7 protein-coding genes are annotated in these 12,861 nt (G+C 62.5%); 3 read left to right on the top strand and 4 right to left on the bottom strand.

Features of this window, described 5'->3' with window-relative positions:
- Positions 1 to 4: 4 nt before the first annotated feature.
- Entirely contained in the window at positions 5 to 196 is a 192-nt protein-coding gene (locus tag AABA84_RS12930; protein WP_212244913.1) for a hypothetical protein, read from the bottom strand.
- 31 nt (positions 197 to 227) lie between these two features.
- Complete coding sequence (locus AABA84_RS12935; protein ID WP_338312283.1) at positions 228 to 1,385, bottom strand: MFS transporter; 1,158 nt, start codon at positions 1,383 to 1,385, stop codon at positions 228 to 230.
- A 164-nt stretch (positions 1,386 to 1,549) separates the two neighbouring features.
- Between AABA84_RS12935 and AABA84_RS12940 the strand changes: the two genes are divergently transcribed.
- Positions 1,550 to 2,809: an adenylate/guanylate cyclase domain-containing protein gene (locus tag AABA84_RS12940; RefSeq protein WP_338312234.1), complete on the top strand. Its 1,260-nt coding sequence runs from the start codon at positions 1,550 to 1,552 to the stop codon at positions 2,807 to 2,809.
- Positions 2,810 to 2,855: 46 nt separating this feature from the next.
- On the opposite strand, the gene AABA84_RS12945 is transcribed toward AABA84_RS12940, so the two are convergent.
- Entirely contained in the window at positions 2,856 to 6,170 is a 3,315-nt protein-coding gene (locus tag AABA84_RS12945) for a metallophosphoesterase (protein ID WP_338312235.1), read from the bottom strand.
- 95 nt (positions 6,171 to 6,265) lie between these two features.
- Positions 6,266 to 7,510, bottom strand: coding sequence for an MFS transporter (locus AABA84_RS12950; RefSeq protein WP_338307853.1), 1,245 nt, complete (start codon positions 7,508 to 7,510; stop codon positions 6,266 to 6,268).
- A 166-nt stretch (positions 7,511 to 7,676) separates the two neighbouring features.
- On the opposite strand from AABA84_RS12950, the gene AABA84_RS12955 reads away from it, so the two are divergent.
- Both AABA84_RS12955 and AABA84_RS12960 read left to right on the top strand, forming a co-directional pair.
- A complete protein-coding gene (locus tag AABA84_RS12955; RefSeq protein WP_212244906.1) occupies positions 7,677 to 9,029 on the top strand; it encodes an Nramp family divalent metal transporter in 1,353 nt (450 codons plus the stop codon).
- 666 nt (positions 9,030 to 9,695) lie between these two features.
- A complete protein-coding gene (locus tag AABA84_RS12960) occupies positions 9,696 to 12,719 on the top strand; it encodes an adenylate/guanylate cyclase domain-containing protein (RefSeq protein WP_246549997.1) in 3,024 nt (1,007 codons plus the stop codon).
- Positions 12,720 to 12,861: the final 142 nt, after the last annotated feature.

Genomic DNA, 12,861 nt, shown 5'->3' on the forward strand with positions numbered 1-12,861 from the left:
CGGATCAGCCTTTCGGTGCCGTCACTGCGGGCGGGCTCGCCTCCGGCGTCTTCTTCGGCTTCAGCGTGCCGGCATAGAACGAGACCAGCCAGATCAAGAGAACGGCGAGGAGATAGACGCCCCAGGCCTGCGGCGGGGTGGTTGCCCAGCGCAGCAGGCCTTTGAACGTGCGGGGCGGGCGGGTCTCTTCGCTCATGGGCCGCTTGTGCGCGAAAGCGGCTGTACGGTCAATCCGGCCGCGGCCTGGTGCGGATCAGGAACAACGCCGCCAGCGCCGACAGGCTCAGCGCGGAGGAGACGATCAGCACCTTGGCGCCCATGACGTCGATCAGCAGGCCGAAGGCCAGCGGCGCCACCGCCTGCGCCATGCGTGCCGGGGCGCCGATGATGCCGAGACGGTAGCCGAAATCCTTCGGGCCGAAGATCGACAGCGGCAGCGTGCCGCGCGCGATCGTCAAGATGCCGTTGCCCGAGCCGTGGAACAGCGCGAACGCGCTCGCCGCGGCGCCGCCGAAGATCGCAACGATCACCGCGCCGATCGGATGGGTGAGGCAGGCGAGCCGGGTCGACCACAGCGGATGGAAGCGGCTGAGGAAGCCGGCTTCCAGGATGCGTGCGCCGACTTGCGCCGGGCCGATCAGCGCGCCGGCCGCGATCGCCTCGACCGGCGTTGCCCCGGTGGTCTCGAGGATTCGCGGGAAATGCGCGGCCATGGCGCCGGTGACGGTCCACACCGCCGCGAAGATGAAGGCGAGCAGGATCATGGTGCGGTCGAGCGGCAGATGCGGCTTTTCCGCCGTCGCCGCCGCCTGCCTGGCGCCGTTGATGGTCGGGAGCATGAAGAAGTTGAGCGGCAGGCCGATCAGGATGTTGGCGGCCGCCCAGGCAAAGCAGGTCTCGCGCCAGCCGATATGCGACAGGCCCCAGGCGGTGAGGGGCCAGCCGACGGTGGAGGCGAAGCCCGCCATCAGCGTGATGCCCGTGATGGGCCTGCGCGCCTCGGTGCCGTAGATGCGCCCCAGCGCGGCGAAGGCGGCGTCGTAGAGCCCCATCGCCATGCCGATACCGAGCACGAGCCAGGCGAACACCATCACCGGAACGGAGTGTGCGAAGCCGAGCAGCGCGAGGCCGGCGGCAATCGTCAGGTTCGAGGCCGACAGCACCTGCCGACCGCCGACGAGATCGATCTGCCGCCCGATGCGCGGGCCGAGCATCGCCGAGATCACCAGCGAGGCAGAGAACGCGCCAAAGATCCAGTTGGAGGAGACGCCGAGGTCGCGCGCCATGGGATCGGCGATCAGCGCCGGCAGATAATAGCTGGACGCCCAGGCCAGGGTCTGCGTGGTGCCGAGCGCCAGGATGATCGGAAGCTGGCGCTGGCTCATATTCCCGTATTTCTGGTCGGCGGTGTCATCGGTTCCATTTGCAGCCGGCAACGACAGCGCGTCAACCACGGCTGCGGCATATTCGACCTGCTGCGGACGGGAGCCTTGGTTGCGCAGCGTTCGCGCGGCCTTCCGCTCGTCACGAATGCACGCCATAATGGCGCATGCAATTGACCTCGCGCCTTGCGCTGATGAACTGGCTGACCGGCCAGGGGCTCACCGGCCTTCCCGAAATCGACCTGCTCCGCGGCTTCTGCGAGCGCTGCTGCGCCGAAGGGCTGGAGCTGTCGCGCGGGCTCGTCGTGATCGACACGCTGCATCCGATCTACGAGGGCCGCGGCTTCCGCTGGAGCGACCGGCCCAGCAACGAGAGCGACGCGTTCGAATACGGCTCGACCGCCGACGGCGACGCCGCCGCGAGCTGGCGCCGCTCGGTGTTCTTCCACATGCTCGAGAATGGCGACGACGAGATGGTGATCGATCTCGCCGATGCGCCGTCGATGGATTTCTCGCAGATCGGCGAGCTCGCCGAAAAAGGCCACAAGCACTATCTCGCCTTCGTGCACCGCTTCGGCGAGAACGGCGCGCTGGGTCTGATGGACTGCCTCTATTCCTGCTGGACCACGCGCCGCGACAGCGGCTTCAGCGACGGCGAGCTGGAAGCGCTGCGCGATCTCGTGCCGGTGCTGGGCCTCGCGATCAAATCGGCGCAGCAGGTCGACATCGCGCGCACGCTCGGGCGCGTCTATCTCGGGCGCGACGCCTCCGCACAGGTGCTGCGCGGGCGCATCTCGCGCGGCGTCACCGAGCGCATCAACGCCGTGCTGTGGTACTCCGATCTGCGCGGCTCGACCGGAATCAGCGAGAGCATCGGCCCCGACGAGATCATCCCGTTCCTCAACGACTATGCGCAGGCCGTGATCGACGCGATCCACGACGCCGGAGGCGACGTGCTCAAGCTGATCGGCGACGGCGTGCTCGCGATGTTCTGGGGTGAGGACATGGCGGACGCGCGGCGCGCTGCGCTCCGCGCCGAGCATCTGTTCCGCAAGAACGTCGCGGCGCTGAACAAGCGGCGGGAGGCCGATGGCCGCCCGACGACGTCGGCCTATATCGGCCTGCATGTCGGCGAGGTCTTCTACGGCAATATCGGCAGCGAGGACCGGCTCGACTTCACCGTGGTCGGGCCGACCGTCAACGAAGTCAGCCGCATCGCCTCGATGAGCCGCTCGGTCGACCGCGAGCTGCTGGCATCGGCGGAATTCTACAAGGGCCTCGATGCCACTGGGCGCCGCTATCTCGTCTCCACCGGCCGCTACGCGCTGCGCGGCATCGGCCGCGCGCAGGATCTCTACACGCTCGATCCCGAGGTTGACGCCAGCGAGCCGGTAACGGGGAGCTACGAGCGGTATCTGGCGAATTAGTTTCCCTGCGAGTGAAAGGTTAGATGGTGAGTTCAGCGGCGCAAGCTTAGTTCGCTTTCTTGTTCGGAAACGCGTTCTTGCTTGACACTGTAGACGAGCGAATCTGGTAGTAGGCTAGCTCTCTCCCGATGTCCGTGATTTGACTCGCGAGTCCCTTTGTGATGCTTGCAGCGAGCTGCTTGACATAGCGGTGTTCGCGGTTTTCGTTGCCAGCTAGGCGCCAATATAATGAGCTGTGACGAAACAGAACGAGCAAATTCCTATAGTCTTTCCTAGCTTCAAATATCCACCAGAGCGCATCGTGACATCGATCAAACAGGCCTGGCAGTCGTTCATTGAAGATGAAATGGTAGGCGCCGACCAGGTAGATGATTTCAGCTTCACTCAGGAAGTCGCCGTTTTCTTTGGAAATTTCAGCGAGTTCGATTGCGGCTCTCAATTTATTGTATGAGTCGGTCTTATTTCGTGACGCCATAATCGGTGCAAGGATTTCTCGCGCTTGCCCCGCGTCGTTATCACCTTCTCTCGCGCGAATGATTGCGATGTTGTTTGCTGTTATCGTGGCGTCTCGCTTTCGCGCCCGTGCCTCGACGGATGCGAGCTTTTGAAGTCGATCTGGGTCATCTTCATCTAGTTCGATCAACAGACTTTCCGCCTGCAAGCTCACCTCAGATTTCGGGTCGATTGCTATGATTTGCTTGGCAACGTCGCGAGCCGCCGCGTAGTCCTTTAGGTCTTCATGGCAAAACGCCAAGTCGATTAGTAAGCTTTGCTTTTCGCTTTTCGAGAATGAATGATCGATTATTTTCTCGATCACCAATTTGGCTTTGACGTCGTCCCCTGTCATGCGAAGTGCAGCGGCGTACCTCGCAGAGATTGACGCAATCTTATCTCGAAATGCTTCCGAAGGAATTAGTGGCAGTAGGTCGCTGCAAAATTCCGAGGCGCTTCGATAGTGATCGCCCCGGGCGAGGGCGCGGAGATACGAATTTGCTAGGCCGAGAACTCTAGTCATTAGGTTCTTGTCGGCGAGCGAGGTTGCTTCCTTGAATAGCCGTATCAAGATTGTGTTAGCGTTCGAAATGTCGGACGACGGGCAGTTCGGGCGATCAAAGATATAGGTGGTTGCGGGTTTGAATGCTCCCTGCGCCCAGTTCGCGCCAAAATAGATTTCGGCTGCTCGTCGATTTAGTTCGAAGCGCTCAGTGGGGTCTAAGTGTTCCCAAGTGCATTCTCGAACAGGCAGAGAGACTTTTAGGCGCTTCTCGGATTGATCGGACCCTGCCAGGTTGGGGCCGGGGGTTGCAACTACGTCGACAAGGCCGCGACCGCGAAGAGATGCTGCGTTTGCGGGGAAAAACTGATACGTCTGATGGAAGCGCCGAATGCGAGCAAGCGTCTCACCCTGCGGAAACAGGGTGAGGACCTTTAGTAGCGAGAATTCTCTTTGCGCTCCCGGATCTCTTGCTGTCGCAAGATCGCGTACAGTTTCTACTAGCGCGCGAGGAGAATGGTCAGTCGACGGCAATTGGGAAAATTCAAGGTCTGCACTGACCAAATCGGAAAGTGAGACCACCTGTAGCTCAGAAAGGGCCCGATCAATTCTCGCGGGAATGCCGTCAGTGTGTCGAGTTATTTGACTGATGGCTGTCGCGTTGTTGAGGTCCGGGCTTCCCAGTTCGTGATCGCGAACGTAACTTCGAACATCGACTTCGTCGAATGCCTTGATTTCGATCGTGCGCAATTTTGACGAGATCAAGCTGCGTCGGCTTCGCAATATAAGTAGGAGTTTGGGGCAATAGTCAATCAGCAGTGCTGCAAGCTCTTCAATATCATTTTTGTAATTTGAGGTGTCTTCGATGGTTGTGGGCAGTTGCGAGATGTTGTCGAGTAGAAGCCAGCAGGGGCCAGATTCCGCAAGGAGTTGGCATAGTCGTTCGAATGTGCAGTTGAGCTGCGACTTCAGCGCTTCGGATAGTTGGCGCCGATTTCGGAACTCACTCAAATCTAATCGATAGACTGGCGCTTCTGCTGAAGGGGTCTGACGTCTGACCGCAGCTAAGAAGGCGTCTTCACCCATGCCCCACTCAGTGACCAGCCATACGACCCTGTCTGTTTGCAGAGCATCAAGCATCGCTCTTTGTTCGACGTTTCGCGTTTTGAAGGAAGCTGCTTGGGCAGGAACAGAGTATTCGACATCCTGCAATGCCTCTCGGAGGGTGCCAGAGTGAGGAATGTCACTGAGTGTTGAAGACGGTTCGGGCGAGAATCGCGCTCCTTTTTTTCCCGACCTCGGCAAGGCAATCGTGAAGGAGTTGTCGATTTCAAGTGGAAAGCCAATCTCGGGGCCAATGTTGTTTCCCGCACCGATGTTTTTATAAAGTCGACGGGGCCAAATTTTCAGAGCCGGCGAGCTTGGTACATACCGGGCAATCGAGTAACCGTGGTTTCGGTCAAAGCCCGCATTCGATTTTGCGAGACCGAAGGTCGATATTCCCTGAAGAGAAATTTGATTTGGTGATCCGCCTTGTCCTGCGGACAAAGCGGAAGGCTGATGCATGTGGCCGAACATGTGAGCAGAAAAGCGACCTGGCGGATTGATCTCGTTTTCCCAATGATTGCGGCTTTGAGCGTGCAGCCAAGAACTAGGATGATGCGTTATCAGTAGGTTTGCGTCGTTCTGGTTGCACCACTGGTCGGGATCTTGAGAAGTGACGGCAAGCAGCTGTTTGACATCAACATGGAGCCGCCCCTCGTAATCATCTCCGTCGAGCTGCAGCCAAGTGGAGTTTAATCCCACAAGCCCGATACGTAGTTCCCCTTTTTCGATTGTGGTCGACTGATCTCCAGGGAGCAAGCCGGCTTGCCCGGTTAGGAGCCCAAATGTCTTACCAACGCTCCCTGTGAGCCAAGAGCAGTATTCGGAGAATACTCCGTCAACGGAACCGCGATATTCGTTGCTAGAGTTGCTGAAGAATTCTGCTTGTACGTCCGTTTCTTCCCACCATCTCTTCAAGGTTCGAACGGTGGAATCGAGTCGCGGCCGTGCAACGTCGTGATTCCCGGGAATTGTGAAGAGGCTTGGCGAGAAGCCGAGCTTGTGGAAATGCCCCCACAGATCGCTCAAGATAGTATCTAGCTTATCAAATTCCGCCCGCGAGCCTCGCTGCGTTAGGTCGCCGGAAAATATGACGAGATCCCAATCGCCTGCAACCGAATGCATCTTTTCAAGATCTTCGAGTAGCAAAGTCTTAAGCGTCGGCCAAAGCCAATCTTGATTAGCCATACCAACGTGTAGGTCTGTTAGGTGGAGCCAAGAAAAGTGTACATGTGACACGTGAGTCCTCTCGCTTAAAGTCATTCAAAGCGATCGATTTGTTTGTAATGCTGATCATACCCAAAGCAACCCCAGGTTGGTCAAGCTCGTCCAAAGTCACAGGATATTCCGCGGCGTAACTAGCACCGCACCGCCACCTCATCCCCCACCATGTCCGGCTGCCGTTCCAGCGCCACGGCCGGCGACAGCCAGATCACCAGCGCCTGCACGCCGAACACGGCGGCCGCGAGATAGAGGCAGGCTTCCGCGCTCCAGAGGCCGCCGACGATCGCGCCCAGCGCCGAGCCGAGCGGGCGGGCGCCGTAGCTCATGATGTTGATGGCGGAGACGCGGCCCAAGAGGCGCGGCGGCGTCACCGACTGGCGTAGCGTCGTGGTCGAGATCACCCACAGGATCGGCCCGACGCCGAGCAGGAAGAAGCTCAACGCCGCGAGCCAGGGCGAGGGGACCAGCACCGTCAGCGCCATCACCACAGCTGCAACGAAACCCGTGACCGGGCCGAGGCCGACGACGGTGCCGAACGCGACGCGCTGCATCACGCGCGTTGCGAACAGGGCGCCGATCACCATGCCGACGCCGTACATGGTCAGCACCGTGCCGATTCCGGCGGCGGTGAGGCCGAGATGGCGCACGGCATAGGGGACGAACACCGCGATCTGCAGGAACCAGCCGGTGTTGAAGATGAACTGGGTGATGAACACCGGCCGCAGCAGCGGATGATGGAATACGAACGCCGCGCCTTCGCGGATGTCCTGGAGCGGATGGCGCCGCGGGGCGGGGGCGCGCGCGGGTTCAAAGATGCCCGAGAGCAGCACGACGGCTATGGCCGAGAGCGCCGCGGCAAAGCCGAAGGCCGGGCTGGCGCCCCACCATCCCACCAGCGCGCCGCCGAGGGCGGGTCCGCTGGCAAAGGCGACGGTACGCGCCAGCTCGATGCGGGCATTCGCCGCCGGCAGGAGGTCGGAGCTGACCAAGGAGGGCACCAGTGCCGGCGCGGCCACGCTATAGACGACGGTGCCGCACACGGCTGCGAAGCCGAGCAGGGCCAGCAGCGGCAGATTGAGGGCGCCGAGCGCGAGCAGCAGCACGATTGTCCCGAGGGCCGCGGCCCGCAGCGCCTCGGCCCCGGCCATCAGCGAGCGGCGTGAGATCCGGTCGGCGAGCAGGCCGGCAGGAATCGCGAACAGCACGAAGGGCAGGGTCAGCGCGGTCTGCAACAGGCCGGTCTGGCCTTCCGCGACCCCGAGCGTGAGCACGGCGACGATGGGAGCGGCGGCCAATGCGATCTGCTCGGCCGACTGCGCCGCGAGGTTGGACCAGGCGAGGCGGCTAAAGGTGTCGGGAAGGCGAGGCGGGTTTGACATGGCTCATTTCCTGCAAAGTCGGCTTGGCGCCAGTATCCGGCTCCGAGGGCCGCCAAACCCACCCGCTTCCCGACACGGCGGGAAAAACGGCAAGAATGGGAACCCATGCCGCTAGATGCAGTTGCAAATGAGTTGCAATAAGGTTCGATTTCGGTATTCTCGTTCCATGGATGCCCGATCGCCTGATTTGAGTCCCGACGCCGCCGGCTGGCGCGCTGATGCGCCCGTCACCAAAAGTCTCGCCGAGGTCAACGCCACGGTCGCCGTTCCGGTCGCTGGCCGCTGGTGGCGCCGGCTGCTCGCTTTCGTCGGCCCAGGCTATCTGGTCTCAGTCGGCTACATGGACCCCGGCAATTGGGCGACCGACCTCGCCGGTGGCTCGAAGTTCGGCTACACGCTGCTGTCCGTCATCCTGCTTTCGAATTTGATGGCGATCCTGCTGCAGTCGCTGGCGGCACGGCTCGGCATCGTCACCGACCGCGACCTTGCGCAGGCCTGCCGCGCCACCTATTCGCCGGCGGTGAATTTCCTGCTCTGGCTGGCCTGCGAGGCGGCGATCATCGCCTGCGATCTCGCTGAGGTCATCGGCACGGCGATCGCGCTCAAACTCCTGTTCGGCATTCCCCTGATCGGCGGCGCGCTGCTCGCAGCGCTCGACGCCTTCCTGCTGCTGCTCCTGATGAACCGCGGCTTCCGTTTCCTCGAAGCCTTCGTCATCGCGCTGCTGGCGGTGATCGCGGTCTGCTTCGGGGTCCAGATCGTGGCTGCGGCGCCGCCGGTGGCGGAGGTCCTGCACGGCTTCATGCCGAAGAGCGAGATCTTCACCAACCCCGAGATGCTCTACATCGCGATCGGCATCATTGGCGCGACGGTGATGCCGCATAATCTCTATTTGCATTCCTCGATCGTGCAGACGCGCGCCTATGAGCGCAACGACACCGGACGGCGCGAGGCGATCAAATGGGCGACGACGGACTCGACCATCGCCCTGATGCTGGCGCTGTTCATCAATGCCGCGATCCTGGTGGTCGCAGCCGCAACCTTCCACAAGAGCGGCCACTCCGACGTCGCCGAGATCGGCCAGGCCTTCGAGCTGCTGTCGCCGCTGCTCGGCCTCGGCATCGCCTCGACGCTGTTCGCGGTGGCGCTGCTCGCCTCCGGCCTCAACTCGACGGTGACGGCGACGCTCGCCGGCCAGATCGTGATGGAGGGCTTTCTCGATCTGCGCCTGCCGAGCTGGGCGCGCCGCCTGCTCACGCGCGGCATCGCCATCGTTCCGGTGATCGTTGTTACGGCGATCTATGGCGAGCGCGGCACGGCGGATCTGTTGGTGTTCAGCCAGGTCGTGCTGTCGATGCAGCTGCCCTTCGCGGTGATCCCGCTGGTCCGCTTCGTCTCCGACCGCCGCAAGATGGGCCAGTTCGCGATTCCGGGATATGTCGCGGCGATCGCGTGGATCGTCGCGGGCATCATCGTGATTTTGAACGTGAAGCTGCTGGTGGATACGCTGTTCGGGTGAGGGCGGCGGCGATCTGTCCGGCCTGTTCAAGTGGGCCCTGCTCGGACGGCCCCCGATCAGGCAGCGAGCATGACCTTTGCGAAAGCGAGCGTCTGCCCGGTTAGATGTGTTGGCTGGCGACGTTGCTTCCGTTTCGCGCGCAGGGGTTGCAAAGCCTGGCGTCGGAACTCGATTTGGCAAACTGTCACTTTTCAATTTGTGCGGCGCGCGTATACTAGTTGCAATTGCTGACCGGGCGTACAATAATAACCCCTGTTTCAGCATTGATTTTGCTTCCGGCGGGATGATCGGCGGGTCCTGCGCCGGACCAAGAGCGGCCACTGCAATTCTCCGGGCTCATCTATCGGTTGTGCGCGAATATGGTTGGCGCACGAAATTTTTGGTTTGATCGTTTGGATTGATCGACAGCTTGTTTTTCTGCTGAGCGGGTTCACGCCTCGAAGGGGCGGTGTTCAAGCCAGAACGCGTTGGTAATTTCGTTCAAGTCATTGATGAGTGTGTGCTGCCGTGACCAGGTGCCCCGCTTGTTCAGCCCGTATTTCCCGCGAGCATCGCTTCTGCTCTCAATGTGGCGCGAGTCTCAATCGTAACGCGGACGAGCCGGGCGCCCCGGACCGCGACGCGCACGTCGTCCAGCTGCACCATCATCTTCCCGTTCGCTCGCAGATGCTGACTGAAAACAAGCAGGTCAGCGTGCTGTTCGTCGATGTCTGCAATTCGACCTCCCTGTTGCAGCATGTCGACCCCGAGGAAGCCCGCGCCTATCTCGGCAGGGCACTGGACCGGTTGGCTGAGGCGGTCGAGACCTATGGCGGCACGGTGAGCCAGTTGCTCGGCGATGGCCTCGTCGCCTTGTTCGGCGCGCCCGTGGCGCAGGAAGACCACGCCCTGCGGGCGTGCCTTGCCGCCCTCAAGATGCAGAGAGCATCGATCCCAGGCCATGACGTGGGAGGCGTTGTCAGCCCGACGCTGCGCATCGGTATCAATTCGGGCGAGGTGCTGGTCGGTATCGTCGGGCAATACCGGTGGTCCCATTACGGCGCGGACGGAAAGACGATCCATCTCGCCTCGCGGCTTGAAAAGATGGCGCCGCCCGGCGGCATCCTGATCAGCGCCGCGACGCAGCGGCTGGTCGCGCAGCAGATCGACACGCGTACGGCCGGCGTGCGGATCGTGCGCGGACTGGATGATCCGATCGAAGTGCATGAAGTCGTGGTCGAGACCGAGAGTTCGGCGGCCGCGCCGTTGACGCGGAAGCCGCGCTGGGCACCTCTGATCGGACGCGAAGACACGTTGAGGATCCTGGAAGGGACCCTGGAGACTGTTCAAAAGGCCGGAATGCGAGCGATCGGGTTGTGCGGCGATGCCGGGATCGGCAAGTCGCGCCTGATCGTCGACTGGATGGACAGCCTCGCACGAGAGGGGACGGAAGTCTGCTTTTCACAGGCGAGAGGGTATGCGAGCACGCGTGCCTACAGCACCGCCACCGATCTGACCGCAAGTTTGGTCGGGCTTCCGCAAACCAGTGCTGCGGACATTCGGCATTCCGCCAAGCAGGCGTTGATTGCGGAATGGCCCGATGACGGCACCGAGCATCTGGCGGCGGTCAATGATCTCTTGGGACTTGCGGCGCCGGATGAGGCCTGGCTGGCGCTGAACCCGGCGCAACGACGGCGCCGGATCGGCGAGGCGTTGCTCTGGCTCGTGCGCAGGCGCGTGCGGTCCGGCGCCTTCGTGCTCGTGCTCGAGGACGTCTTCCTGGCCGATCGCGAGAGCCGGCGGTTGTTCGAGGGCCTGCTTCCCAAACTTCAGGCGCTGCCGGTCCTGATTTGCGTCACCTATCGTCCGGATTTCGAGCATCAGTGGCGACGGGCGTCCTGGTTCGCGGAGCGCTTCATCGAGCCACTGGGCGATGGAGAAATGCTCCGGCTCGCGCGCGCCTGTCTCGGCGATGATCCGTCCGTGCTGGGCATCACGACCGAACTGGTCGCGCGCGCCGACGGCAATCCCTTCTTCCTGGAGCAACTGGTCTTCACGCTGATTGATGACGGGTCGCTGGAAGGGACCCCGGGCGCCTACCGTTTGCAGAGGCCTTTCGGAGAGCTGCGCGTGCCGGGCTCCATCGCGGCGGTGATCGGCGCGCGGGTCGACAGGCTGCCCGAGGCGGCGAAGTCGGCGCTCGAGGCTGCGGCCATCCTTGGGGATCCCATCACGCGCGACCTGGTTGCCGCGATGCAGGCCGTGGACCTCGAACGCGCCGAGGAATTGCTGGGTCTTTGTGTCGCGTCTGGATTGCTGACGAGTCCGGATCAGGCGAGGGGCTCGCACGAGTCGCATGCCTTCGCATTCCGCCATGCGCTGGTCCGCGACGTCGTGCTCGGCGTGCTCACGCGCGCCAGGCTCAAGGCGCTGCATCGCCAGGCCTTCCTGGCGCTGCACGCCCAGCCCGGGGCCACCGATGTCGACGCCGCGCCGGCACTGGCGCATCATGCCTTCGGGGGCGAGGAATGGGAGCAGGCGGCAAGATTCGCCGTCAAGTCGATGGCTCGTGCCATCTCGCGCTCGGCCAATCAGGAGGCCGTCCAACTGCTGGAGAAGGGCATCCAGGCGGCACGGCGCGTCGAGGGCGCGACGACCGCCCAGACCCTGGAGCTCGCGCTTCGGCTGGAGGCCATTGGCGCAATGCTGGCTCTCGGGCAGATCGACGAGATCTTCGACAACATGGAGCGGGCTGAAGCCATCGCCGTGCAACTGAACGATCAGCGCGCAAGGGCGGCGGTTTCGACCGAGACGGCCGTGTTTCTGTGGATGCGCGGACGTTTCGAGCAAGGTCTGCGCTACGCTTCGCAGGGACTGGAAGCGGCTCGCCTTGCACAGCGTCGTCACATGATGATGGCGGCGCATCAGACCCGCCTCATGCATCTGCACGCGCTCGGGCGGTACGCGGACGCGGCGGCCGAAGGTCGCATCCTGCTGTCGGACTACGAACCGGAATTGTCGGCGCACTATGTCCAGCCCGGCTGGGCCGCGATTCCGATCATCAACCTGTACGCATTTCATGCCAGCACGCTGTGGCGCCTCGGGGATGGCGGCGCCGCGGACGATTTCTGCGCCAAGAGCTATGAGATTCTATCGAACATCGATCACCCATATTCCCGTCTGTTGATCGACACCGTCCAATCGCAGATCTGGGTCGAACGCGAGGAGCTCGACCGTGCCGAGGCCTTGATGCGCACGGGTGTGCAGCAATGCATGACGCACAACGTGCCGACCATGCTCTCCGTGTGCACCGGCGTTCTCGGCAGCGCGCTGGCGCGCAACGGCAAGGCTGCCGAAGCGGTGCCCATGTTGGAGAAGGGGTTCGCCGATCGCATCTACGAGGCGGCCGGCCCCTATGGCAGGACGTTCATGCGTGTGAGCCTGGGTGTCGCCTATCGCAAGCTCGGACGACTGGACGATGCGGTTGCTGTCGGACGCAAGGCGGTCGAGCAGGCCGCTGAAGAATACGGACACCAGACCGAAGCCCTGTACGAGCTCGCCGAAACGTTGCGGCATGCCGGTGATCAGGCCGGGGCCGAAGCGCATTTCAAGCGAACCGCCGAGGCGGCGGAGCGTCTGGGCATGCCTCACTACCGGAAACGGGCCGCCGCGGCCCTTGCAGATCGGCGTAAGGATTGGCACGCAGCATGAAAATCTCAGCTGGCACTCCCGATGCAATGCCGCCGGGGCTCCGCAGCCTCTCCTATGGGATCTTCTGTTGGGCCAATCGCCATCCGGGGGCATTGCGCGCCCTTGGTGCCGTGCTTCGGCTTTGGCCGTTCGCGGGCGGCTG

The sequence above is a fragment of the Bradyrhizobium sp. TM239 genome, assembly GCF_036247985.1.
Classification (GTDB): domain Bacteria; phylum Pseudomonadota; class Alphaproteobacteria; order Rhizobiales; family Xanthobacteraceae; genus Bradyrhizobium; species Bradyrhizobium ottawaense.

Coding starts and splice junctions, on each gene's coding strand:
- AABA84_RS12930 (WP_212244913.1), bottom strand. CDS start 196: ATGAGCGAAGAGACCCGCCCGCCCCGCACGTTCAAAGGCCTGCTGCGC.
- AABA84_RS12935 (WP_338312283.1), bottom strand. CDS start 1,385: ATGAGCCAGCGCCAGCTTCCGATCATCCTGGCGCTCGGCACCACGCAG.
- AABA84_RS12940 (WP_338312234.1), top strand. CDS start 1,550: ATGCAATTGACCTCGCGCCTTGCGCTGATGAACTGGCTGACCGGCCAG.
- AABA84_RS12945 (WP_338312235.1), bottom strand. CDS start 6,170: ATGACTTTAAGCGAGAGGACTCACGTGTCACATGTACACTTTTCTTGG.
- AABA84_RS12950 (WP_338307853.1), bottom strand. CDS start 7,510: ATGTCAAACCCGCCTCGCCTTCCCGACACCTTTAGCCGCCTCGCCTGG.
- AABA84_RS12955 (WP_212244906.1), top strand. CDS start 7,677: ATGGATGCCCGATCGCCTGATTTGAGTCCCGACGCCGCCGGCTGGCGC.
- AABA84_RS12960 (WP_246549997.1), top strand. CDS start 9,696: ATGCTGACTGAAAACAAGCAGGTCAGCGTGCTGTTCGTCGATGTCTGC.